Origin of the sequence: Cellulomonas humilata (genome assembly GCF_030814415.1) — a bacterium.
In the GTDB taxonomy this organism is placed as follows: Bacteria; Actinomycetota; Actinomycetes; order Actinomycetales; family Cellulomonadaceae; genus Cellulomonas; species Cellulomonas humilata_A.
Genome location: NZ_JAUSVB010000002.1, coordinates 187,320 through 211,365, shown reverse-complemented (window position 1 = coordinate 211,365; position 24,046 = coordinate 187,320). Strand labels below are relative to the sequence as shown.

18 protein-coding genes and 1 tRNA gene are annotated in these 24,046 nt (G+C 74.1%); 8 read left to right on the top strand and 11 right to left on the bottom strand.

Annotated features, from left to right (window positions below):
* Nucleotides 1-305 precede the first annotated feature (305 nt).
* Nucleotides 306-905: a chloramphenicol phosphotransferase CPT family protein gene (locus J2X26_RS07145; protein WP_307491008.1), complete on the top strand. Its 600-nt coding sequence runs from the start codon at nucleotides 306-308 to the stop codon at nucleotides 903-905.
* Between the two features lie 174 nt (nucleotides 906-1,079).
* Here J2X26_RS07145 and J2X26_RS07140 read toward each other — a convergent pair.
* Together J2X26_RS07140 and J2X26_RS07135 are read right to left on the bottom strand one after the other, a co-directional pair.
* Nucleotides 1,080-1,153: transfer RNA gene (locus J2X26_RS07140), tRNA-Met, on the bottom strand.
* A gap of 97 nt (nucleotides 1,154-1,250) precedes the next feature.
* On the bottom strand, nucleotides 1,251-4,235 hold the full coding sequence (locus tag J2X26_RS07135) for a UPF0182 family membrane protein (protein ID WP_307491006.1): 2,985 nt from the start codon (nucleotides 4,233-4,235) through the stop codon (nucleotides 1,251-1,253).
* A 148-nt stretch (nucleotides 4,236-4,383) separates the two neighbouring features.
* On the opposite strand from J2X26_RS07135, the gene J2X26_RS07130 reads away from it, so the two are divergent.
* Complete coding sequence (locus tag J2X26_RS07130; RefSeq protein WP_307491004.1) at nucleotides 4,384-4,929, top strand: PPA1309 family protein; 546 nt, start codon at nucleotides 4,384-4,386, stop codon at nucleotides 4,927-4,929.
* Between the two features lie 6 nt (nucleotides 4,930-4,935).
* On the opposite strand, the gene J2X26_RS07125 is transcribed toward J2X26_RS07130, so the two are convergent.
* Both J2X26_RS07125 and J2X26_RS07120 read right to left on the bottom strand, forming a co-directional pair.
* Nucleotides 4,936-6,042 (bottom strand): YlbL family protein, encoded by a 1,107-nt coding sequence (locus J2X26_RS07125; protein WP_307491002.1) that lies wholly within the window; start codon nucleotides 6,040-6,042, stop codon nucleotides 4,936-4,938.
* Between the two features lie 50 nt (nucleotides 6,043-6,092).
* Nucleotides 6,093-7,187 carry an NAD-dependent epimerase/dehydratase family protein gene (locus J2X26_RS07120; protein ID WP_307491001.1) on the bottom strand — a complete coding sequence of 365 codons (1,095 nt, stop codon included), beginning with the start codon at nucleotides 7,185-7,187 and terminating at the stop codon, nucleotides 6,093-6,095.
* A 65-nt stretch (nucleotides 7,188-7,252) separates the two neighbouring features.
* Between J2X26_RS07120 and J2X26_RS07115 the strand changes: the two genes are divergently transcribed.
* Nucleotides 7,253-8,653: a zinc-dependent metalloprotease gene (locus J2X26_RS07115; RefSeq protein ID WP_439897823.1), complete on the top strand. Its 1,401-nt coding sequence runs from the start codon at nucleotides 7,253-7,255 to the stop codon at nucleotides 8,651-8,653.
* A gap of 181 nt (nucleotides 8,654-8,834) precedes the next feature.
* Here the strand turns inward: J2X26_RS07115 and J2X26_RS07110 are convergent, their stop codons facing one another.
* Nucleotides 8,835-9,563 (bottom strand): SprT-like domain-containing protein, encoded by a 729-nt coding sequence (locus J2X26_RS07110; RefSeq protein ID WP_439897822.1) that lies wholly within the window; start codon nucleotides 9,561-9,563, stop codon nucleotides 8,835-8,837.
* Between the two features lie 191 nt (nucleotides 9,564-9,754).
* On the opposite strand from J2X26_RS07110, the gene J2X26_RS07105 reads away from it, so the two are divergent.
* Complete coding sequence (locus J2X26_RS07105; protein ID WP_146844118.1) at nucleotides 9,755-9,913, top strand: DUF5679 domain-containing protein; 159 nt, start codon at nucleotides 9,755-9,757, stop codon at nucleotides 9,911-9,913.
* Nucleotides 9,914-10,040: 127 nt separating this feature from the next.
* Nucleotides 10,041-11,060: a thiamine biosynthesis protein ThiF gene (locus tag J2X26_RS07100; RefSeq protein ID WP_307490998.1), complete on the top strand. Its 1,020-nt coding sequence runs from the start codon at nucleotides 10,041-10,043 to the stop codon at nucleotides 11,058-11,060.
* A 27-nt stretch (nucleotides 11,061-11,087) separates the two neighbouring features.
* Here the strand turns inward: J2X26_RS07100 and J2X26_RS07095 are convergent, their stop codons facing one another.
* The 3 genes from J2X26_RS07095 to J2X26_RS07085 form a co-directional block, all read right to left on the bottom strand.
* Complete coding sequence (locus tag J2X26_RS07095) at nucleotides 11,088-11,441, bottom strand: WhiB family transcriptional regulator (protein WP_307490997.1); 354 nt, start codon at nucleotides 11,439-11,441, stop codon at nucleotides 11,088-11,090.
* A 139-nt stretch (nucleotides 11,442-11,580) separates the two neighbouring features.
* A complete protein-coding gene (locus tag J2X26_RS07090) occupies nucleotides 11,581-11,757 on the bottom strand; it encodes a hypothetical protein (protein WP_307490996.1) in 177 nt (58 codons plus the stop codon).
* 159 nt (nucleotides 11,758-11,916) lie between these two features.
* Nucleotides 11,917-13,917, bottom strand: a complete 2,001-nt coding sequence (locus tag J2X26_RS07085; RefSeq protein WP_307490994.1) for an ATP-dependent helicase — start codon at nucleotides 13,915-13,917, stop codon at nucleotides 11,917-11,919.
* A 171-nt stretch (nucleotides 13,918-14,088) separates the two neighbouring features.
* On the opposite strand from J2X26_RS07085, the gene J2X26_RS07080 reads away from it, so the two are divergent.
* Nucleotides 14,089-14,349, top strand: coding sequence for a mycoredoxin (locus tag J2X26_RS07080; RefSeq protein ID WP_307490992.1), 261 nt, complete (start codon nucleotides 14,089-14,091; stop codon nucleotides 14,347-14,349).
* Here J2X26_RS07080 and nudC read toward each other — a convergent pair.
* Nucleotides 14,342-15,319 carry an NAD(+) diphosphatase gene (gene nudC / locus J2X26_RS07075; protein ID WP_307490991.1) on the bottom strand — a complete coding sequence of 326 codons (978 nt, stop codon included), beginning with the start codon at nucleotides 15,317-15,319 and terminating at the stop codon, nucleotides 14,342-14,344. The genes J2X26_RS07080 and nudC overlap by 8 nt on opposite strands.
* A gap of 130 nt (nucleotides 15,320-15,449) precedes the next feature.
* Between nudC and J2X26_RS07070 the strand changes: the two genes are divergently transcribed.
* Together J2X26_RS07070 and J2X26_RS07065 are read left to right on the top strand one after the other, a co-directional pair.
* A complete protein-coding gene (locus J2X26_RS07070; protein ID WP_307490990.1) occupies nucleotides 15,450-16,397 on the top strand; it encodes a phosphotransferase in 948 nt (315 codons plus the stop codon).
* Complete coding sequence (locus J2X26_RS07065) at nucleotides 16,394-17,092, top strand: tyrosine-protein phosphatase (RefSeq protein ID WP_307490988.1); 699 nt, start codon at nucleotides 16,394-16,396, stop codon at nucleotides 17,090-17,092. Before J2X26_RS07070 ends, J2X26_RS07065 begins: the two co-directional genes overlap by 4 nt.
* Before the next feature lie 157 nt (nucleotides 17,093-17,249).
* Here the strand turns inward: J2X26_RS07065 and J2X26_RS07060 are convergent, their stop codons facing one another.
* Together J2X26_RS07060 and J2X26_RS07055 are read right to left on the bottom strand one after the other, a co-directional pair.
* Nucleotides 17,250-20,789, bottom strand: coding sequence for an ATP-dependent DNA helicase (locus J2X26_RS07060; protein ID WP_307490987.1), 3,540 nt, complete (start codon nucleotides 20,787-20,789; stop codon nucleotides 17,250-17,252).
* Entirely contained in the window at nucleotides 20,786-23,989 is a 3,204-nt protein-coding gene (locus J2X26_RS07055; RefSeq protein ID WP_307490985.1) for an ATP-dependent helicase, read from the bottom strand. The genes J2X26_RS07060 and J2X26_RS07055 overlap by 4 nt, the downstream gene beginning before the upstream one ends.
* Between the last annotated feature and the right edge of the window lie 57 nt (nucleotides 23,990-24,046).

Sequence of the window (24,046 nt, the reverse complement as noted above, 5' to 3'; positions counted from 1 at the left end):
GTCTTCTTGTAGCGGGGGGACCACCCTGATCTGCGGTCGTCGGCAGAGCCGCCGAGCGTAGTCGCAGTTCAGAGGGTGTGCGTCGGCAGCCCGATCCCCTCCGCCGTTGCCATGGTGGGATCACACCAGAGGCTGTCGACAGCCTTGATCGCCGCGAGGATCGCTCCGGGGCGGGGCGCTACCTGCTCTCGTCAGTCGGCGATCGCGGGGTGTGGAGGAGGACGGGATCGCGACTGCCGTCCGGTCACCCCGGTTCACCCGCCGGCCGACCACCCCGAGGCGGTCGAGCCGCGATACTCGGCGCCATGAGCCTGCCCGCACCCGGCACCGTCGTCGTGCTCAACGGCACCTCCAGCGCAGGCAAGACCTCGCTCGCCCGAGCGCTGCAGGACCGCTGGGACGGGCCCCTCCTCGACGCCGGCCTCGACCGGCACCTGACGATGCTGCCCCGCCGCTACCTCTCGAGCTCGTGGCCGGAGGTGTTCCGGTACGAGCTCGCGGTCGACGGGACGATCGAGCGCGTGGTCGCGGGGCCTGTGGCGCACGACCTGGTCCGCGGCCTGCACCGGACTGCGGCGGCGCTCGCGGCTGCGGGGTTCGACGTCGTCGTCGACCACGTGCTGCTCGAGCCGGCGTGGTCGCGGGATCTGGCCGAGGTGCTCCGTGCGACGCGTGCAGTGCTCGTCGGCGTGCGGTGCGAACCGCCGGTCCTCATCGAGCGCGAGCGTGACCGAGGCGAGAGGACCCTGGGCCAGGCGACGGCCCAGCTGCCGTACGTGCACCGGCACGGCGACTACGACGTCGAGGTCGACACGGCGGTCCTCGACGTCCCCGCGGCCGCCGACGTCGTCCTGACGTGGATCCGCAGCGGAGCAGCCCCGAAGGCGCTCGACCGGCTCAGGTAGCGGTCGGCTCGCGGCGTGACCCGACTGACCCGACAACGTCACTCCGGATCGAGAGGCGCCCCCTGAGTGCCGCGAGGAACGGTGTTGCCCTCCACGCACCCGTTCGCCGGGCCTACGGCTGATTGCGCGAACGACGAAGGCCCGGACCATCAGGTCCGGGCCTTCGTCTTGTTGTAGCGGGGGCAGGATTTGAACCTGCGACCTCTGGGTTATGAGCCCAGCGAGCTACCGAGCTGCTCCACCCCGCGTCGGTGGTTACAACTTACCTCACCCCCCAGGGGGGACCAAATCGCAGGCGCCCGGCCGGTGGTGTCGTGCGTCACCTCCACCGGCCGGGCCCCTGCGTCACTCGTCGAGCCGGGCCTCCGCCTCCAGGGCGCTCTGGACGGCCTGGTCGAGCCGCTGCTGCGCCTCGCCGTACGCAGCGAAGTCGTTGCGTGCCAGCGCGGACTGGCTGTCGGCGATGGCCTGCTTGGCCTGCTGCAACGCCCGGTCGAGGTCGGAACGGGCGGTCGCGTCCGTGCCGGTCTCGGTCCCCGGGTCGGTCGGTGCCGGTGTCGCTCCGTCGGTCGGCTCGTCGGTCGGTTCGTCCGTCGGCGGTGTCCCCGCGTCGGGATCGGTCCCGGCGTCGCCGGCGTCGGCGCCCGAGTCCCCGCCGAACACCTGGTCGAGCGCACCGTCGAGGGTGTCCGCGAACCCGATGTCGTCACCGAACGCGACGAGCACGCGTTGCAGCAGGGGGAACGTGGTGCCGGACCGGGCCTGGACGTAGACCGGCTGCACGTACAGCAGGCCGCCACCCATGGGCAGGGTCAGCAGGTTGCCGCGGACCACCTGCGAGTCGCCACGGCCGAGGATGTTGAGCTCGTTGGACACGTCCGGGTCGGCGACGAAGTTGTTGTTCACCTGGCCGGGACCGGGGACCGTCGAGTCACGTGGCAGCTCGAGCAGGCGCATCTTGCCGTAGTCCGGGGACGGCTTCCCGTCCTCGTTCCCTGCCTCGGCGTCGACCGCGAGGTAGCCCGTCAGGACGTTGCGCGCGTTGGTGCCGGTCGGGATGAACGACGACATCAGCGAGAAGCTGGCCGCGTCCTGGTCCGGCATCCGCAGCGTCAGGTAGTACGGCGGCTGCGGGACGGCGACGCTGCTGGTCGGGTCGTTCGGGTTGGCCCAGAAGTCGTTGCCGGAGAAGAACTGGCCGGCGTTCGTCACGTGGTAGCGGGCGAGCAGGCTGCGCTGCACCTTGAACAGGTCCTCGGGGTAGCGCAGGTGGCTCATGAGGCTGCCCTTGATGGAGGACAGCGGCTCGAGCGTGGACGGGAACACCGAGTCCCACGCCTTGAGGATCGGGTCCTCGGCGTCCCAGGCGTACAGCGTGACCGAGCCGTCGTAGGCGTCGACCGTGGCCTTCACCGAGTTGCGGATGTAGTTCGCGGTCTTCGGCTGGAGCGCCTGGATCGTCTCGGAGGACTCGGTCAGCGAGTCCGTCGTGGCGTCGTCGAGCGACTTCGGCTCGGAGTACGGGTACTGATCCGACGTCGTGTAGCCGTCGACGATCCACTTGACGCGGCCGTCGACCACCGCGGGGTACGCGCGGCCGTCGAGCGTGAGGTACGGGGCGACCTTCTGGACGCGGTCGCGGGGGTCACGCTCGTAGAGGATCTGCGAGTCGCTGGTCACGCGGTCCGAGAAGAGGATCTGCTCCGAGCCGAACTTCAGTGCGAAGAGCAGCTTGTTCAGCGGGTTGCCGATCGACGGGCCGGCGGAGACGTCCTGCGTCGGGAACGTGCTGTTGACGGCGCCCTCCGAGTCGTCGGCCGGGTAGTCGAGCTCCCACGGGTCGGCCCCTTCGGGAGCACCGACGATCGAGTACAGCGGGGCCTTGGGGCTGAAGTAGATGCGCGGCTCGTACTTGCCCATCTGCCCCTGCGACGGGATGCCCTGCTCCCAGAAGGCGGGGGCTCCACGCCCCGCGGTCGTGTTGCCGTAGGCCGCGACGACGCCGTACCCGTGCGTGTAGACGGTGGTGTCGTTGGTCCAGTTGCGCTGCTGCGCGTCCAGTCCCTCGAGCGACAGCTCGCGGACGGCGATCACGGTGTCGCGGCTCTCCCCGTCGATCTCGTACCGGTCCACCGACAGCGAGTCGGGGAAGTCGTAGAACGCGCGGATCTGCTCGAGCTGCTTGAACGACGGGCTGACGATCTGCGGGTCGAGGAGCCGGATCGAGGCCGTGGTGTCGGCGTCGGAGCGCAGCGCACCGGCCTCGGCCGTGACCTCGGCGTCGTACTCCGTCTTCTCGACGTCCTGGAGGTCGTACGCGTCGAGCGTGGCGTCGATGTTGCGCCCGATGAACTCCGCCTCGGCGTCCTGCTGGTTGGGCTGCACCTGGAAGCGCTGGACCACGGCGGGGTAGACGCCGCCGACGGCGACGGCCGCCACGACCATCAGGCCGACGCCGATGGCGGGGAGGCGCCAGTTCCCGCGGACCGCGGTGACGATGAACATGACCGCCACGAAGATCGCGATGCCCGCCAGGATCGCCTTCGACGGAATGACGGCGTGCACGTCGGTGAACGAGGCGCCGGCGAACTTCCGGCCCGTCTTCGTCAGGATCGAGAACCGGTCCAGCCAGTAGCTCGCCGCGATGAGCAGCATGAGCACGGCCGCGATGACGGACAGCTGGATGCGTGCCGCCCTCGTCGTCCGCGGCGCGCCACCGCGCTGACCGCCGACGCGCAGGCCGCCGTAGAGGTACTGCGTAGCCAGTGCGCCGATGCCCGAGAGCACGACGACCGCCATGAGGAACGAGACCACGAACCGCAGCCCCGGCAGCGTGAACAGGTAGAAGCCCAGGTCGATGCCGTACTGGGGGTCGGTCTTCCCGACCGATCCCCCGTGCATCCACAGCTGGATGGTCTGCCACTGCTGCGACGCCGCGGCGCCGGCGAACAGGCCCAGGACCGCGGGGCCGACGATCATGACCAGCCGGCGCAGGGGCTCGATGGCCTCGCGGTACTGGTCGAGGTTCGCCTGCTCCTGCGTGGACGGGGCGTACACCGGGCGCGAGCGGTAGCCGAAGTTGAGGCTCCAGTAGACGGCGCCGCCCATGACGAGGAAGCCGAGCGCGAAGAGGATGGCGCGCGTGCCCCACTCGGTGCGGATCACGTTGCCGAACCCGAGCTGCTGGTACCAGAGGACCTCGGTCCACACCTGGGCCAGGATCAGCACGACGACGACGAGCACCCCGAGGACGACGAGCGTGGGGGCGAGCGCTCCGCGTCGGCGCGGGCGTGCCGGGCTCGGGCGGGGCGGCGGGCTTCCGAAGGTCACGGCGTGGCAGTCCTCGTCGTCGGCAACAGGGTGAGCACGTTCGGCACGGTCACGACCGTGCCGGGCGACGCGTACGGGACGCCGCCACTCGCACGGGAGAACGTGCCGGTCGAGGCACAGGTTCCCACAGGAATGGGACGATGAACCTGTGAGTGAACCCTCCCCCGACCTGGCCGCGCTGGCCGAATCCGTCCGCGAGATCGAGCACCACGTCGCCGAGGCCGGGTGGGACGGCCCGGTGCGGGTGTTCGCGCTGGTCCGGACGCAGGAGATGCTGCGGACCGAACCGGGCCTCGCCGCGCAGCTCGACCCGTCCGTCCTGACCGCCGCCCGGTCCCAGCCGTGGCACCTCACGTCGGTCGAGCAGGAGGAGCTGCCCGCCGCGCCCGACCTCGAGACGCTGCTCGCCGGCCTGTCGTGGCCGTCGACGGTGGACGGGATGGCGGTGACCGTCGAGCGCGTCGTGCTCCCCCCGGCCGCCGAGGAGGCGATGCCGCCGGACACCGACGCCGCGCTGGAGTACCTGCTCGCCCACCCCGAGCGGCAGGACGTGCGGCTCGTCGTCGGCGCGCTGCGCGACGGCCCGTCCTGGTGCGCGGTGCGCAGCCGCGCGAACGACACCGCCGACCAGGTCGGTCAGGGCCCGGACCTGGTGCCCGGTCTGGTGGCGGCGGTCCGGACCACGCTCGAGTAGCTCGGACTAGCTCGTGCAGGTCGGCAGGTCGTCGCCGGTGCCGGCGCCGATCGCCGTGATCGCCTCGCGCGCCTCGTGCAGGGTCTCGATGCGCACCACGCGCAGACCGTCCGGCACGTGGTCGACGACCTCGTCGCAGTTCGCGGCCGGGGCCAGGAACCACGTGGCCCCGTCGCGCGTCGCGCCCGCGAGCTTCTGACGGATGCCGCCGATGGGACCGACCTCGCCGGTCACGTCGATGGTGCCGGTCCCCGCGATGTCCTTGCCGTTCGCCTCGTCCTCGGGCGTCATCTTGTCGATGATGCCGAGCGCGAACATGGTCCCCGCGCTGGGGCCGCCGATGTCGTCGATGCTGATGGTGACGTCTACGGGCATGTCGAACGCCGGGTCGATGAACACCCCGATCTGCGCACCGCCGTCGGGCTTCTCGGTGGTCACGATCGGGATGTCGACCGCCTGCCCGTGCCGCCGGACCGTGAGCGTCACGGTGTCCCCCGCCTCGACGTCGTCGAGCATCCCGATGAGCCCCTGGTAGTCAGGCACCGCGGTGCCGTCGAGGGCGACGATGACGTCCCCGTCCTCGACCTTCCCCTCCGCGTCGGACCCCTCGACCGTCCCGGCGACGACGAGCGTCGCGGGAACCTCGTAGCCCAGCTCCGTGAGCGCAGCGACCGCGGCGTTCTCCTGCGAGGAGACCATCTCGGCGGTGTTCGACTCGTCGATCTCGTCCTGCGTCCGGTCCGGCGGGTAGAGCAGCTCGACCGGCTGGACGACCGCCCACGGGGAGAACCAGCCCTGCAGGACCCCGACGACGCTCGACGGGAACCCGGGCCCGCCCGTGCCCGACACGGTGGTCAGCCTCAGCTCGCCGGTCGAGTCGAACGTCTCGGCGCCGGAGATCTGGATGAGCGGGGTGCCGTCGTGCTCGCCCAGCACGTCGCGCGTGGGGCCGGGGCTGCTGATCGCGTACGGCACCGGGAGCACCACGAGGACGGCGAGCAGCAGAGCGGTGACCATCATGCCCACCGAGAGGGTGAGCGACCGAGGACTGATGCGCTCGGGCGGATCGAGGTCGTCGTCGACGTCGGGCGGTGAGGTGGGCTGGTCGAGCACGCCCACATCATCTCCCGACTCGGCACCAGCCCCGTCACTCGCGCCCGTGCTCACGGTCGCCGCCGCGCTCGCGCCTGGCGCCACACTGCCGCGGTGCCGATGAGGGCGACCGCTGCCCCCGCGGCCCCGAGCGCCGCCGCGTCGCGGGTGCCGACACGTCGTCCGGCCACCGCGACCCGTCCCTGCACGCCCTCGAGCAGCACGTCCAGGCAGGCGGCGCTCGACCAGCGCGGAGCCCAGCCGGCCTCGCGCAGCCGGTCGGCCGCGACGGTCCACGGGTAGACCACGAACGCGAGCTCGGACGCCGGCGCGGGCAGCACCCCCACGCGGTGCAGCCGCTCGGCGGTGCCGAACGCCGTCGCCGCGGCCAGCTCGACCCGCCGCATCCCGGCGGCCGCCTCGACCTGCGCGGGCTCGAGCACGTCGTCGGCACCGACGGTCAGGACGCCGGCCAGGCGGTGCGCCACGGCGAACCGGGCCGCCGCCGCGAGGTCCTCGACGTGCACGAACTGCCACTGCCGGACCGCGCCGCGCACCGTCAGCAGGCGGGGCGCCTCGAAGTGCCGCGTCACGAAGGTGTCGATCCCCACCCCGACCACCGCGGCCGGACGCAGCACCGTGACGAGCGGAGCCTTGCGGCGCCGAGCACGTTCCAGCACGGCCTCGGCGGCCAGGAGGTCACCGACCAGTCCCTCGCGGACCGACTCGTCCGCGCGCGGGAGGGGGTCGACGTCGTGGATCACGGGACGGTCGGCCCACGCGCCGTGCACGACGGCAGACCCGATCGCCACGACGTGCCGCGCACCCACGGCGCGCGCAGCGCCCAGGACGCGCTGGGTGTGCGCGACGACGGCGGTCTCGCGTTCGCGACGCCCCTTGACCGGGGACGCGACGAGGTCGCCCGGGTGCGCGACGAGCACCACGACGGTGGCACCGGCGATCGCGTCCTGCGGGCTCTCGGCAGGGAGCTCGTCGACCGTCCGGACGTGCTCGCCCCACGCCGCGGCGACCGCGGACGCGATGGGTCCGCGGCCGACGACGACGACCTCGTCGGCCGGCTCGCCTGCCGGTGCCGCGTCCGCCGTCGCCGTCGACGGGCCATCCCGTCGTGTGCTGCGCCCTGAGCGAATCTGCTCGCCCACCATCCCTCGTTCCTGTGCTGCGCGGTTACCGTGGTTCGCAGCCGGCCCTATCGTCGCAGGAGGTCCACGTGAGCCCCGACAACTCCGCCGTCCCAGGATCCGATGGTGGCGTGCCCGCCTGGGAGCAGGTGATGCGCGCGATGCTGGGCGAGGGCGCCGACGAAGCGATCCGCGAGCTGCAGGAGCGCGGCTTCGACCCCGGCGCGATGGCCGCCGCCTCCGGCCTGCCCGACGACCCCGCCGCGCTCCAGCAGGTGTTCGCGCAGGTCCAGGCCCTGCTCGCCGCGTCCGGCGACGACCCGGTCAACTGGCAGATGGCGCACGACCTGGCCCGCCAGCAGGCCGCCGCCGGTGGGGACCCGTCCCTGACCACCGCCCAGACGCGCCAGGTGCTCGACGCGCTCGCCGTCGCCGAGCTGTGGCTGGACGCCGCGACGGACCTGCCGCCGTCCACGGGCACCCCGCGGGCCTGGAGCCGCGCGGAGTGGGTCGAGGCGACCCTGCCGACGTGGCGGACGCTGACCGAGCCGGTCGCGTCCTCGCTGTCGGTCGCGCTCGTCGGAGCCCTCGGCGGCGCCCTGCCCGACGGAGCGCCCGAGGACCTCGCGCTGCCCGGCGGGATCGAGCCCAGCCAGCTCCTGCGCCAGCTCGGCTCCGCCGTCTTCGGCATGCAGGTGGGCCAGGCGGCCGGCACCCTCGCGCACGAGGTGTTCGGCACCACCGACATCGGGCTCCCGCTGCTCGACCGACCGGCGCCCGCACTCGTGGCCGCTAACGTCGACGCGTTCGCCGAGGGTCTCGACGCGCCCGCCGAGGAGGTCCGCCTCTTCCTCGCCCTGCGCGAGGCCGCAGCCACCCGCCTGTTCACGCACGTGCCGTGGCTGCGGGCCCACCTGCTCGCCACCGTCGAGGCCTACGCGCGTGGCATCACCATCGACGCCGACCAGCTCGAGGAGGCCGTGCGCTCGATCGACGTGACCGACACCGCAGCGCTCCAGCAGGCCCTGTCCGGTGGAGTCTTCGCGCCGCACACCACACCGGCGCAGAAGGCCGCGCTCGAACGGCTGGAGACGGCGCTGGCCCTGGTCGAGGGCTGGGTCGACGAGGTCGCGACCACGGCCGCGCTCCCCCACCTGCCGCACACCATGGCGCTGCGCGAGATGATCCGCCGCCGCCGCGCCGCCGGGGGGCCGGCGGAGCAGACGTTCGCCAACCTCGTCGGTCTCGAGCTGCGACCCCGCAGGCTCCGCGACGCGGCGGCGCTGTGGGCGCAGATCACCCGCGACAACGGCGCGACGGCACGCGACGCCGTCTGGGACCACCCCGACCTGCTGCCCGGCACCGAGGACCTCGACGACCCGGCCGGCTACGCGACCCGCCGCGCGACGGCCGTCGACGACGCCGCCGAGGTCGACCGCGCGCTGGCGGAGATCCTGGGCGAGGACCCGAACGCCGACCCGACAGCCTGATCGACGCGGTTCACGCCTGGCCGCCGCAGTCGTTCGGCCAGCCCGCGTCGATGACGTCAGCTCGGGCTCTCGTCGACGACGTCAGCTCGGGCTCTCGTCGACGACGTCAGCTCTGGCTCTCGTCGATGACGTCAGCTCGGGCTCTCGTCGACGACGTCAGCTCGGGCTCTCGTCGACGACGTCAGCTCTGGCGCTCGGACCCTAGATCGTCCAGCTCCAGCTCGAGCTGACCGAGCGACCCGTCGTCGGGATCGTCGTCGTCGGGCGGGAAGTCCTCGACGTCCACCTCGTCGGCCACGACCGCGTCCGGCTCGCCGATCCCACCGTCTTCGACCTCGTCCTCGCCCATGTCGCGCACGTCGTCGTCCGCCTCGGCGTCGCCCGGCGGGACGTGCGCTCCACGCTCCGCCGCGTAGGCGTACCCCTCCAGGAACCCTCGCGCCCGCAGGGTGCGCGGGTAGGCGTCGAGCACCGCCCAGAACTCCGGGCCGTGCCCGGCGTGCAGCAGGTGCGCCAGCTCATGCAGCAGCACGTAGTCCAGCACCCACCGCGGCATGCCGCGCACGCGGTCGGAGATCCGGATGGTGCCGTCGGACGGCGTGCAGGACCCCCACCGCCGCCCCTGGTTGGTGGACCACCGGACCGTCGTCGGCCGCGCACGCCCGCCGAGGTACTTGGTCGACAGCTCCGTCGCCCGGGACATCAGCTCGTCGTCCGACGGCCTGCGCCGCCGTTCCTGCGCCGCGAGCCGGGCCAGCATGCGGCGCACCCACTCGTTCTCCTGCGCCCGGGTGAACCGCGCGGGGATGGCCACGATGGTCCGGTCGCCCTCGCGCCAGGCCGTCACCGTGCGCACGCGCTTGCGTGAGCGGCGGATCTCCACCTGCGACAGGTCCTGCGTGGGCTGCACGGAAGAACGCTAGCGCGCAGTGCCCACGCGCCCCGGTTCACCCGTCGCCGCACGGCGCGTCCTGCACGATTCCGCGGGCTGTGGGCGCCTCGACTACTACTGTGAAAGCCGCGCGGGCGTGGCTGCACCACCACGCCCGGCCGCCGGCCGGCGGTTTCCCGGTCCGGTGCAGGACACCGAGGGAGGGCCCCATGGCTGAGACATATGCAGGCGAGTTCTACTGCGTGAAGTGCAAGGAGAAGCGTCAGGCGGAGGGAGACGTCGTCGTCTCCGAGTCCGGTCGGAGGATGGCCAAGGCCGTCTGTCCGGTCTGCGGCACGAAGCTCAACCGCATTCTCGGCAAGGCCTGAGATCTTCTTCGCCTGAGGGCATCGTCCGACCGGACGGTGCCCTTCGGCATGCCCGGGCCTGTGGATGACGGGCACGGAGGATCGGTCGCTGCTGCCACAGTGACGCCCTCGTCCTGAAGGGAGCGCCATGCGACTGCGTGCCGGGCTGCGGGTGCTGCGACGCACGGCCACCGAGGTCCAGGTGGGCACCGACCCGCGCTGGGCCGTCCGCCTGCCCGACCTCACCCCTCCCGAGGCGGACCTGCTCCAGTCCGTCGACCCCCGCACGGAGCTGACCGAGGTGGTGCGTCTGGTGGCGGGACGCGACGTGGACCCGGACAGGGTGCGTGCGCTCGTCGACGTGCTGGTCGAGGCGCGGCTCACCGTCGGCGGCCCGTCCCGGGCGGTCCTGCGCGGGCCGGCGGCCGTGGACGCCGCAGTCTGGTCCCTGCTCCGCGCCGACGGGGACGGTGCCTCCGTCGTCCGGGCGCGCGCGGACCGGGTGGTGGCGGTCCTCGGACTGGGCCCGACCGGCCTCGGCATCGCTGTCGGGCTCGCAGCAGCGGGGGTGGGCACCCTGCTGGTGGACGACGAGCGGCCGGTGCGCTCGACGGACGTCGGCGTGTGCGGGTACCGGTGGGCCGACGCCGGCTCGGTGCGCGAGCACGTGACGGCCCGGCTGCTGCGCGACGTGGCCCCGCACGTCTCGACCGCGTCGGACCGGACGCCGGACGTCGTGGTCCTCGTCGAGGACGGTGTCGCGGATCCCGGCCGCGGCCCTGTCCTCGTGGCCGGTGGGGTCGCTCACCTCGGCGTGGTCGTCCGCGAGGCCGACACGGTCGTGGGGCCGTTCGTGGTGCCCGGCGCCGGCCCGTGCCTGCGCTGCCTCGACCTGCACCGCACGGACGCGGACGGGTCGTGGCCCACGATCGCCGCGCAGCTGCACGTCGGCGGGGTCGCCGACGAGGCGGGGCAGGTCGCCGCGGTCTGCGCCGGTCTCGGCACCGCGGCCGTGCTCGCGCACCTGGACCGCACCCCCGGCCTCGCGCCGGGCGCCACGTTCGAGGTGGCCCTGCCGGACGCGGTGCCCCGCAGACGCACGTGGGCGGTGCACCCCGAGTGCGGGTGCACCGCCCTCCCGGCGTCGCTGGTCGGCGCGCCGGGCTGAGTCGCCGCCGTCAGACCTGAGTCCTGCTCAGGCCGCGGGGGCTGCGTTCTTCCGGGGGCGGCCACGACCACGCTTGGTCGCCACCACCACACCGCCGACGAACACCTCGCCACCCCACACGCCCCACGGCTCGGCGCGGTCGATGGCGCCGGCCAGGCACCCCTCCATCAGCGGGCACTCGCGGCACAGGGCCTTGGCCTGCTCGACCTCGGCGGTCCGCTCGGCGAACCAGAGCTCGGGGTCGTTGGACCGGCACGGGATGAAGTCGGCGACGAGCTGGTCGAACGTCTGGTGGTCGTCGGTCGTCGAAGTGCTGTCGGTGACGGGCCACTGGCCGGATCCGCCCTGGTTCACCGTGTCGAGCAGCGTCGTGAGCCGCACGATGTCCTCCTGATGTCCTTGCTGGTGAGCGTGTTGCGTCGGTGCCGGACCGACTGCCAACCCGTCCACCCGACTCATCGGGAGAACAGAAAGGCCGCGGGTCCGAGTTCGGACTCCGCGGCCTGTGCCTCGTTCGAGGTCAGATCATGGGAGTCCGGATCAGGTACGTGCGGGGATCGGTCGCCGTGCGACGCTTCGACCCGCCGATCGGCTCGAGGGTGCCGCCGCCGATGGGCAGAGCGATCCCCTGGAACCGGAACGTGGTGGGCGCGACAGATCGCGGCAGGAACGCGTGAGCATTTGCCGTGTCGATCATCTGGTTCTTCAATGCACCCACCCCCTCTCCGGTTCGGACCCTCGCCGTGTCGGCGCGATCCCTCTACAAGGACGTCGCTCAGACTAGAACCGGCTTTGCACGGGGGACAACCGAATAAACGAACTTTCACCGACGAGTTTCTGCCATCGCCCGATCGGCTCAGCGAGCGGGCTCTCGTACGGTCGCGCGCACCGCTGCCAGGACGTCCTCGCCGATGTCCGCGAGCGTCATCGGACCGACGCCACGAACCGCACCCAGCTCCTCGAGCGTGCTGGGGCACCTCTCGGCGATGGCGCGGATGGTCGCGCTGGTCAGGACGGACGCGGGCTGGCGGCGCAGCTCGGCGGCGTGCGCGTCCCGCCAGGCGGTCAGGCCGTCGACCACGGCCTGCTGACGCACGTCGAGATCGCGCCGCGGGACGCCCGGCCGGCGGCGCTCGTCGGGCCACAGGTCCGTGAGGAACCGCGACACCCCACGGCTTGCCCGCGCCCGAGGATGCCGGGCACGGGAGTACGACAGGTGCAGGTGCTCGCGCGCGCGGGTGATCCCCACGTAGAGCAGGCGCCGCTCCTCGGCCACGGTCGCGTCCGTCTGCGCCTGGACGGTCGGCAGGAGACCGTCGGACAGCCCCACCAGGAACACCGCGTCCCACTCGAGGCCCTTGGCGGCGTGCAGCGACGCGAGGGTCACCCCCTCGACGGTCGGCGCGTGCTGCGCGGCGGCGCGCTCGTCGAGCTCGGCGACAAGGTCGGAGACGGTGGGCGGGCCGTCGCCCGTCGGAGGAGCCGCCGCGAGCGCGTCGGCCAGCGAGACGAGTGCCTGCAGCGCGTCCCAGCGCTCGCGGCTCGCTCCCCTGCCCTCCGGCGGCGCATCGGTCCAGCCCGCGCTGCGCAGGATGTCCCGGACGGACTCCGGCATGGGCGTGCCCGGGTCCGCCGCGCGAGCCCCGCCGCGCAGCAGCACCATCGCCTTGCGCACGTCCGCGCGGGCGAAGAAGCGCGCGTTCCCGCGCACCTGGTAGGCGATCCCCCGGTCGGCCAGCGCCGCCTCGAACGCCTCCGACTGCACGTTGGTCCGGAACAGGACGGCGATGTCGGCAGCGGCCACACCCCCACGCACCAGCGTCGCGATCGCGTCGGTGACGCCCGCGGCCTCGGCATCGTCGTCGGGATACGTCACGTAGGAGACGTCCGGTCCGTCCGGCCGTTGCGCGCGCAGCTCCAGCGGCGCCGGTCCACCCGCCTTGCGGGACGCGTGCATCACGTGGTTGGCCAGGGACACCACCTGCGGGGTCGAGCGGTAGTCCCGGACCAGCTCCACCGTGGTCGCGCGCGGGTACGTCCGGGTGAACGTCGTGAGGTGGTGGGCGGACGCACCGGCGAACGAGTAAATCGTCTGGCTCGGGTCCCCGACGACGCACAGCTCCTGCCGGCCGCCCAGCCACTGGTCGAGCAGGTACTGCTGGAGCGGGCTGACGTCCTGGTACTCGTCGACGACGAAGTGCTGGTACTGCTCCCGGACCGAGTCGGCGACGTCGCGGCGCTCGGCCAGCATGGCGGCGAGCAGGAGCAGCACGTCCTCGAAGTCGATGACGCCCTGCTGGTCCTTGGCCGACTCGTAGGCAGTCATCAGGCGCGCCACCGACTGCGGGTCGGTGCCGCCCGGCCCGGGTCGGTCCGTCGCGGCGGCGGCCTTCGCGTAGTCGTCGGCCGTGACCAGGCTGACCTTGGCCCACTCGATCTCCGAGGCCAGGTCCCGCACGCTCTCGCGGTCCGTCTCGAGGCCGACCAGCTGCGCCGCGTGCGCGACGAGCTTGACCTTCTGCTCGAGGATCCGCGGCGGCGGACCGCCCACGACCTTGGGCCAGAAGAACCCGAGCTGCCGCAGCGCCGCCGCGTGGAACGTGCGGGCCTGGACCCCTGGCGCGCCGAGCAGGCGCAGGCGCGTGCGCATCTCCCCGGCGGCGCGGGCGGTGAACGTCACGGCCAGCACGTTGGCCGGGCGGTAGGCGCCCACCTGGATGCCGTACGCGATCCGGTGCGTGATCGCCCGCGTCTTGCCGGTCCCCGCACCGGCGAGCACGCGCACGGGTCCCCGGAGCGTGGTGGCGACGGCACGCTGCTCGGGGTCGAGGGCGTCCAGGAGGGCTTCGGCGGACATCGGGCACAGTCTCTCAGCACCTGCCGACACCCTCGTCGCCAGCCTGTGCACATCGGGTACCGTCACCCGTCCGCGCGACAGGGGGAAGATCCCGGGTCGCACGGGTGTTGGTGCCCCCGGGCGACGATCTCGCCCGCACCGACCCGTATCCGCTCCGACCACGAGGGACCGATGACCACGCAGACCCTGCCCGACGCCGGCACCATCACGATGTACTCCACGACGTGGTGCGGCTACTGCCGCCGGCTGAAGACGCAGCTCGACTCGGCAGGGATCGGCTACACCGAGGTCAACATCGAGGAGCACGCCGACGCGGCGTCGCTGGTCGAGTCCCTCAACGAGGGCAACCAGACGGTGCCCACGGTGGTGTTCCCGGACGGGTCCGCGGTGACGAACCCGTCGCTCGCGCAGGTCCGCGCCCGCCTCAGCTGAGCGGTCCCCCGAACCACTCCTCCACCAGCGCACGAGCGATCGACGCGCGCCCGGGCGGGATGACCTCGCCCGACCGCATCGCGTCGGCGAGCTCGTCACGGGAGAACCAGCGGGCCTCGGTCAGCTCGACGCCGTCCACCGTCACATCCGTGGACAGCGCGACGGCGCGGAAGCCGATCATGAGCGACGCCGGGAACGGCCACGGCTGGCTCCCCCGGTAGGAGACGTCCCCGACGAGCACCCCGGTCTCCTCGGCCACCTCGCGGCGGACGGCGTGCTCGAGCGACTCCCCCGCCTCCACGAAGCCGGCGAGCGTCGACCACCGGCCGGCGGGCCAGTGCGCGGCGTGGCCCAGCAGGATCCGGTCGTCGTCGTCGACCACCGCCATGATCACCGCAGGGTCGGTGCGCGGGTAGTGCTCCGAGCCGTCGTCGACGCACACCCGGGTCCAGCCGGACTGGGCGACCCGGGTCGCAGCACCGCAGCGCGGGCAGCGCGGGTGCCGGGCGTGCCAGGCGTCGAGCGCGACGGCGGTGGTGGCCAGCCCCGCCTCGTGCGCGGTCAGGTCCGCGCCGATGTCACGCAGCGGCGTCCAGGCCAGCCCGTCGGGAAGCGCTGCCGTGGTCGCGGGTCCGGCAGCGGTCGGCGCTGCGTGGACCAGGACGTCGGACGCCTCCCCCACCCGGGGAGCCGGTCGACGGTCCGGGACCCGCAGGGCCAGGAACGCCTCGCCCGCCTCACCCCGACCGAGCAGGAGCCAGCCGTCGTCCGGCGCGGGCACCTGGACCTGCGACGGTCGGAGCAACGCGACCCGCGAGCCCTCCCCGGTGACGACCGCGCCGTCGCACACGAGCAGGACGCGGGTCTCCGCGTCGGTCAGCGCGGCGGCGACGAACCCGTCGTCGGTCCGCGACAGCGCGGCACGGTCGACGCCGGCACGGGACAGCGGCAGGTCATCCGGAACGATCACGCCGGTCACCGTACGCGGCGCCGATCGGACGAGCACGCGGTCCACCAATGCGGCGCGACGGGAGCAACCGGGCGAAGACACGCCGCGCAGGTCGTCCGGGACGGCTCCGTCGCCCGCCTATCCTGGGCGGGTGGTTCGATCCCCTCTCGCCCTCGCCGCCCTGGCGACCGTCGCCGTGCCGGGACTCGACGCCTTCGACGTCCGACGGCCCGCCCAACCCGGGTCCGACTTCGACACCGCGGTCGTGATCGACGCCCACCGCAACCGGTGGGTCGTCCGCGCACCGCAGCACGCCGCGGCCGGCGCCGCACTCGAGGCGGAGATCGTGCTCCTCGGCGTGCTCGCGGCCGAGGCCGAGCGCGGCAAGCTCCCCTTCGCCATCCCGGCGCCCGTCGGGTTCGCACACCTGCCCGAGGGCGGGCGCGCAGCCGTGCACACCGAGATTCCCGGCGACCCGTTGCGGCTGGACCGCCTCGCGCCGGGGCCCGGGCTCGCCGCAGACCTCGGCCGCGCGATCGCCGCGGTGCACGAGCTGCCGACCAGCCTCGTCGAGAACGCCGGCCTGCCCGCCTACGACGCGGGCGAGTACCGCAGGCGCCGTCAGGCCGAGGTCGACGAGGCAGCACGCACCGGCAAGGTCCCGCCCGCGCTGCTCCGGCGCTGGGAGGACCGGCTCGAGGACGTCGCGCTCTGGCGCTTCCGGCCGACCGTCATCCACGGCGACCTCACCAGCGAGCGCGTCCTGGTCCAGGGCGACAAGGTCACCGGGATCCTGCACTGGGGAGACGCCTGCGTCGCCGACCCCGCCGACGACCTCGCCTGGCTCCTGGTCGCCGCGCACCCCGACACCACCGACTCGATCATGGAGGCGTACCAGCTGCGCCGGACCGAGCTCACCGACCCGCACCTGGCCGACCGCGCCCTCCTCGCCGGAGAGCTCGCGCTGGCCCGGTGGCTGCTCTACGGCGTGCGCACGCAGGACCCCGAGATCATCGACGACGCCGTCGCCATGCTGGAGGAGCTCGACGCCCACACGCGCGAGGACCGGGACGCCGAGGCCGAGTCGCTGCTGGCGTGAGCGACCGCTCCGTCACCTGGGGTGGCCTGCACAACGCGCGCGACCTCGGTGGCCTGCCCGCCGGCACGACGGTCACGCGGCCGGGTCGGATCTTCCGGACCCCGCGCCTGGACGGTCTCGACGAGCAGGGCTGGACGGAGCTGGTCGACGCGGGTGTGCGGACGATCGTCGACCTGCGCAACCCGCACGAGATCGCGACCCTGTCGCTGCCGGCGGGCGTCACGCGGCACCACCGGCCCGTCGAGGTCTGGGAGGACCGCGACTTCATGGCGCGCTGGGGCGACGTGCTCGACTCGCCGGAGTACTACCGGGCGAACCTCGAGGCCTGGCCGGAGCTGATCGTCGCCGCCGTCCGCGCCGTCGCGCACGCCCCGGACGGCGCGGTCGTCATCCACTGCTCGGCGGGTCGAGACCGGACCGGCCTGCTCACGGCGCTCCTCCTGTCGCTCGCGGGGGTTCCGGAGGACGCCATCGTCGAGGACTACGCGTGCGCGGTCGTCGCGATGAACGACTACGCCCTGGCCGGTCTCGGTGACGAGAGGGGACGTACCGACGACGAGCTCGGTCCGCGGTTGGCCGAGGTGACGGGGCACCTCCGCGCGTTCCTCGCCGACCTCGACGTCGCCGGGTACCTGACCCTGCACGGCATGTCCGCCGACGAGCTCGCACGCGTGCGGTGCCGGCTCCTCGACTGACCGGGGCCGGAGCGCGGAGGTGTGCGGTGCGGGCTCCTCGACCGATCGGGCCGGACTGCGGACGTATGCGGTGCGGGATGCGCGGGTGCGTTGAGGCGAGCAGGTCGCGCCAGGACGGGGCGGTCGCGCACCAGAGCAGCCCCCGGGGTCGCCGCCGTCAGTCGACGTCGAAGAGTGTGGGTGCTGCCGGCTGTGTCGATCGACGAGGCGGCGCCGCGTTCGTGCCCTCCCACCCCGGACGGCGACGGGTGGGCGCGTTCGTCCTCGATCCGCGCCGGTTGGGCACCGGTTCGACGGCAGCCACACCCTGCGGACCCTGCGCCTGCGTCGCGGAGCGCAGCAGCTCGGTGATCTCGGCCTCGTCGAGCAGCCGGTCCGGGTACACGGTCGCGCCGGCACCGACGTAGCAGAACGCTGCGCGCACCCGGTCGAGGGGGGTCCCCGTCCAGCGCGACCACGCGAGCCGGTAGACGGCCAGCTGGAGCTCGCGGGAGGCCCGCGCCGCCTCGTCCTTCGGTGGCGCACCGGTCTTCCAGTCGACGACGACCACACCGGGCTGCTCGCTGCCGCCCCCAGCGGGGTCGGGGAACACGGCGTCGATGCGGGAGCGCAGCACGTACCCGTCGACCGAGATCTCGATGTCCACCTCGACCGCGACGGGCGACCGGTTCGCCCACTCGGTCGCCTGGAACGCGTCCCGGAGCGCCTGCTCGTCCAGGTCGAGGGCCGTCGAGTCGTCGTCGGCACCCGGCAGCGCATCGACGTCGACCAGGGAGGCGCTGCCGTACCAGCCCTCGACCCAGGCGTGGAAGCGGGTACCTCGGCGCGCCTGCGGTGACGGTTCGGCCGGGACCGGTCGGCGCAGGTGCTGCGCGAACTCCCCGGGGTCGCTCTCCAGCCTGACCAGCGCGGATGCGGACAGGTGCGCCGGGAGCTCCACCTCGCCGGACGGTCGGCGCACCCGCTCACGCTCGGCCAGCAGCCGGTCGGCGAGCACGTCCCACGGGTGCGGCTCGTCGACGACGTCCGCAGCCACCGCTGCCCCCCGCTCGTCGGGCCCCACCATCGCCTCGCGGACGCGGGTCGCGGCGTCCTCGACGTGCGTGCGGCGGCTCGGCCCGACCTCGGCGCCGAAGGGGTCCGCGGGCCAGGTCGCCGTGAGGACCAGCGAGGCGCGAGGGTTGGTCCCACTCTCGTCGGGTGCCTCGTCCCAGCCGCCGTTCTCGACGAGCCCGGCCTCGGCGAGCTCGGTGAGGAAGACCGAGACCTTGCGCACCCGGCTGCCGTCGCCCCACCACGCCGCGGTGAGGAGCAGGTCGGTCCGCGCGCGGGTCAGCGCGACGTAGGCGAGGCGGCGCTCCTCGGCGACCTGGTGGTCGCCGGCGTCGAGCACGAACTGCTTGCGCCGCTCCTCCAGCTCCTTGGGATCCTCCGCACCGGAGAACGCGAAAACCGGCAGGTCGTGGCGGTCGCCGCGCAGCGGGTACGGCAGCGAGCCGAGCCCGGTCAGCCACGCCGAGTCCTTCGGTCCGTCCTTGCCCTGGGTCGCCGTGGCCGGCAGACCGCCGTCGACCAGGCCGGCGACCGCGACGACGTCCCACTCGAGGCCCTTGGCCGCGTGCACGGTGATGAGCTGCACGGCGTCGGGATCGGGCTCGGAGACCGGCATGTCGAGGCCGTTCTCCCGGGTGTCGGCCGCCTCGAGCCAGGCGAGGAAGCCGCCGAGGTTCGGGTGGTCGGCGGAGCGGGCGAACTCGACGGCCACGTCCCGGAACGCGTCCAGCTGGGCGCGCGCCCGGCCCGGCGAGGTCCGTGCGCGCGCGGCGACCTCGATGTCGAGCCCGAGCAGCCGCTCCGCCTCGCCGACCAGCTCCGGCACGGACAGATAGCTGTGCGCCCGCAGCGCCCGCAGCGTCATCGCGAGGTCCGCCAGCCGCGCACGGCCGACCGCGCTGAGGGTCCGACCGCCGCGGCTCGTCCAGCCCTCAGCCGGGAGCTCCGTGATCGCGTCGAGCGCGTCCACGATGCTGCGCTCGTCGACCGCATCGGCCTCGACGACCACGTCGGCACCGGCGGCCGCGCCGTCGGACACGTCGAGCACCGGCCCACGACCGCGCGACCGCGCTCCGCCGCCCCCGTGACGCGCCGCCAGCTCACCGGACCAGGCCGCCAGCGCGTGCAGGTCCGACGCCCCGAGCCGCGTGCGGGCGCCGGTGAGCAGGCGCATGAGGGCGTCGCCGCGGGACGGGTCGTGCGCGGTCTGCAGGAGGGCGACGAGGTCGACCACCTCGGGAGCGGACAGCAGACCGCCGAGGCCGACGACCTCGACCGGCAGCCCTGCGTCCCGCAGCGCCCGGCGCAGGGTCTCGAACTGTGACCGCTTCCGGCAGAGCACCGCCGCGGTGACCCGGTCGCGCCCTGGCCCGGCGGGCTGCCACCGGTCGCGGACGAACTGCGCGACCGCGCGCGCCTCGTCCTCGACGGTCTCGGCGACGTGGGCGTGCACCCGACCGTCTCCGGCGCCGGGCCGGGCGGCGAGCACAGGCACGGCCACCCGGGTCGCGGACGCGCGCAGCGGTGTGGCGACGTGGTTGGCCGCGGCCAGGATCAGGCGGTCGTTGCGCCACGACGTGGACAGCTGGAGGACGTCCGCCGGCGTGCGGGTGCCGTCCGGGTGCACCTGCGGGAACGACGTGGGGAACCCTTCCAGGCCGCCCGCGCTCGACCCGCGCCACCCGTAGATCGACTGGTTGGGGTCTCCCACCGCGGTCACCGGGTGCCCGCCGCCGAACAGCGCACCGAGCAGGGTGAGCTGCGCGTAGGACGTGTCCTGGTACTCGTCGAGGAGCACCACCCGGAACCGTTGCCGCTCCCCGGCGCCGACCTCCGGGACGTCGAGCGCGAGCCGGGCGGCGAGCGCGACCTGGTCGCCGAAGTCGATCGCGTCGGCCGCACGCTTGCGGCTGCGGTACTCGGCGACGAGCTCGAGGACGCGCACCCGCTCCCCCAGCGACCGCACCAGCTTGTTGATCTCCGCGTACGGCTCGCGCGGCGGCGTGCCCGCGGGCGTCGCGACGAGCCCGTCGAGGATCGTCTCGATCCCGGACCGGGCCTGGGCGGCGTCGAGCAGGTGCTCGTCCAGCGCACCCGACAGCGCGAGCACGGCCTCGATCACCGTCGACGTCGCGGCGTCGGTGTCGAGGTCGTCGCTCCACGCCTCGACGACCTCCGAGGCCAGCTGCCACTGCGCGGCCTCGCCGAGGAGCCGCGCGGACGGGTCCAGGCCGAGCCGCAGCGCATGGTCGGACACCAGGGAGGCCGCGTAGGAGTTGTAGGTGGAGATCGTCGGCCGCGCGAGGCCTGCCAGCCCGTCGGTCCGTGCCGCGTCGACGGTTCCGCCGAGCACCACGCCTTCGGCCGCCGCCGCACGGGCGAGCGTGCGCAGCCGCTTGCGCACCCGCTCCGAGAGCTCCCCGGCCGCCTTGCGCGTGAACGTGAGGCCGAGCACCTGGTCGGGCTCGACGATGCCGTTGGCCAGCAGCCAGACCACGCGCGCCGCCATGGTCTCCGTCTTGCCCGAGCCCGCACCGGCCACCACGAGCGACGGCCCGAGCGGCGCCTCGATCACGACGCGCTGCTCGGGGGTCGGCGGCGGCTGCCCGACCAGGGCGGCGATCTGTGCCGCGGAGAGCGTCATGCCACCACCTGTCCGCCCTCGCCGCGGACCGGGCACGAGCGCCGCACCGGGCACCGGTCGCACAGGTCGTTGGCGGTCGCCTCGAACGTGGACGCGGCCATCTTGTCGGCCACCTGGTCGACCATCCGCCGCGCCCAGCTGGGTCCGTCGAGCTCGGGGCCGAGCGGCTCCTGGGTCCGGGTGACCGCGGTCGCACCCGTGCCGAGGAACACGAGCTGCGCGCCCCCGCTCGTCGTCCCATCGGGGAGCCCGTCGAACGCGCCGGCGTCGACCGCAAGCTGGTAGGCGCCGAGCTGCGGGTTCTCGGCGGCCTTGCTCACGCTGGGCGGGCTGGCACCGGTCTTGAGGTCGACCACCCGCACGACCGGTCCCTCGGCACCGTCCTCGACCCGCTCGATCCGGTCGACCGACCCCCGCAACGTCGCCCGGTCCGTGTCGACGGCGAACGCGCCCTCGACCAGGAGCGGCTCACCGGCGTTGCGCAGGTACACGGCGAGCCGGTGCACCATCGTGTCCGCCTTGCGACGGGTCGCCAGTGCCGGCCACCCGGTGCCGAGCCCGAGCTCCGCCCACCGCCGGTCGAGCGCCGCGGACAGCTCGGCCTCCGTGCCCTGCGGGTGCTCCTGCGCGATCGCGTGCAGCAGCGTGCCGAGGTTCTGCCCGCCGCTGGCGGACGACGTCCCGCCCGCCGCCTCCAGCGCCCACCGCAACGCGCAGCGCTGGGCGGTCTCGACCTTCGACGGGGACACCGGCACGCGTGTGTCCGCGTCCCACAGGGGCGCCTCGCTGGACGGTTCGGCGAGGCCGTACCACTGCGCCGGGTCGGCACCCGGCACGTCGGCCGACGCCAGCCGCGCGAGCGTGCGAGCCGCCGCGGGGTCCGGCTCGACGCCGTCGACCGCCGCCTGCTCGAGGTGCGCACGCAGCTGCGCGACGAGGCCGCGCAGGTCCAGCGGCGCAGGAACGCTCGTGCGCCGCGTCTCGCCCTCGTCGTCGGAGGGCTCCACGAGCTCGAGGAACGGGGACGGCTGCTGGTCGGCGTCGTCCACCGCCGTGACCAGCAGGGATCGGCGGGCGCGCGAGCACGCGACGACGAACGACCGGAGCTCGTCGGCCAGGACCGCGTCCCGCGCGGCAGCCGCGGTCTCGGCGTCGTCGCCCACGCCGGGCACCGCGCGGCCGGCGACGAGGTCGACCAGCGCCTGCGCGCCCAGGAGCGAGTCCCTCAGCCGCAGGTCCGGCCACGCTCCTTCCTGCACCCCGGCGACGACGACGAGGTCCCACTCCCGACCGGCTGCCCCGGCCGGGGTCAGCACCTGTACGGACGCGCGCCGGGCGCGTGCGGCGAGCGAGTCCGACGGGAGGTCCTGTGCCTGGAGCCAGTCGACGAACGCGCCCGGCGTCGAGCGCGGCATGCGGTCCACGAACGTCTCGGCAGCGCGGAACAGCGCCAGCACCGCGTCGAGGTCACGGTCGGCCCGCTCGCCCGCCGCTCCCCCCGCGAGCGCCGAGCGGCGCCACGGCTCCGCCTGCTCGGCCGCCGCCCACAGCGCCCACAGGACGGTCTGCGCATCCGCACCGACGACGGCCGCCGCCTGGCGTCCCGCCGCCAGCACGCGGGCCAGCCGCGCGACGGGTCGTGCTGCGGCCGGCAGGAGCGCCGGCTCGTCGGAACCCAGCGCCTCGACCAGCAGGGCGTCGCTGGTGCGCCCCCCGCCGTCGGCCAGCTCCTGGGCTCGCAGCGCCCGGCGGACCCGGCGCAGGCCGACGGTGTCCAGGCCGCCGAGCGGCGAGCACGCCAGCCGGGCTGCGGTCGCGGCGTCGAGAGTCGCCGCGCCGACGCACACGCGCATGGCATCCAGCAGCGGCCGCGCCGCCGGCTCCTCGCGCAGCGGCACGTCGCTGCCGAGCACGCTGACCGGGACCGAGGCCCCCGTCAGGGCGCGCCGCAGCGCGGTCACCTGGGCTCCGGACCGCGCGACGACGGCCATCTGCGACCACGCCACCCCGCGTTCGACGTGTGCGCTGCGCAGCGCGTGCGCCACGAACGCCGCCTCCTGCGCGGTGCTAGGCAGCACGGCGGCGCGCACGTCCCCGCCGCCCGGCCGTGCCGGGACCGCCCGGCGGTGCTGCACGGCGCCGACCGCTCCGACGCGCTCTGCGATCCGCCCGACCACCGACCGCAGCCCGGCGTCGTGCCGCCACGCCGTCCGCAGCACGATCGTGCGCGCACCGAGCTCGCCGGGTCCCGGCCCCCCCAGGCCTGCCCGCCCGACCAGCGACGGTGTCGCGCCGCGGAACGTCTGCACGGCCGCGTCCGGGTCCGCCAGCAGCAGCACCCGGGCGCCGTCGTCGGCGAGCACCCGCAGCAGCCGGGCGGTGGCCGAGGTGCTCTCCTGGTAGTCGTCGACGACGACGACCCGCCAGCGTGGGCGCACCGCACCGGGCACCTCGTCCTCCCACGTCAGCAGCGCCTGCGCGGCCTCGTCGACCACGACCGCCGGGTCCAGCCGCGCGCCCAGGTCAGGGGTGCCGGCGCGCAGCTGCACGACGTCGAGGTACTCCTCGTACAGCCGCGCCGCGCTGGCCCAGACGGGCCGGCGGTGCGACTCCGCGAGGGTGGCGAGGTCCACCGGGGTCAGGCCACGCTCGGCCGCCCGCATCAGCAGGTCGCGCAGCTCGTCGCGGAAGGGGCGCAGCCCGAGCACGTCGGGCCGGACCTCCGGCGGCCACGCGAGGGGCACCCCCTCGCCGGCGGCGTGCCCGGCGAGCAGGTCGCCGAGGAGCAGGTCCTGCTCGGCGCCCGAGACCAGCGTCGGGACCGGGTCACCCAGCAGGGACGCGCGCGCCCGGAGCACCGAGAAGGCCGCCGCCGCCGCGGTCTGCACGAGCGGCCGGCCCGACGTCCGGCGCAGCCGCGCCGACACCCGGTCCCGCAGGTCGGCTGCCGCACGACGGCCCGGCGAGAGGACCAGCACGTCCTCCGGGGACAGTCCCCCCTCGACCGCGGCGACGACCGCCTCGAGCGCGACCGTGGTCTTGCCGGTCCCCGGGGCGCCGAGCACGAGCACCGCAGGATCCGTCGCGACGACCGCCGCAGCCTGCTCGGGATCCAGCTCCACGAGGGCACCGGCACCCTGGTCGGGGACGTCCGCGAGGGCCGGGCGCACGAGGCGCAGGGCGTGCGGGGAGCCGGTCACGCGACGATCCCATCACGAGCCACCGACACCCGGACGCACGACCCGCGCGGCCGGCCG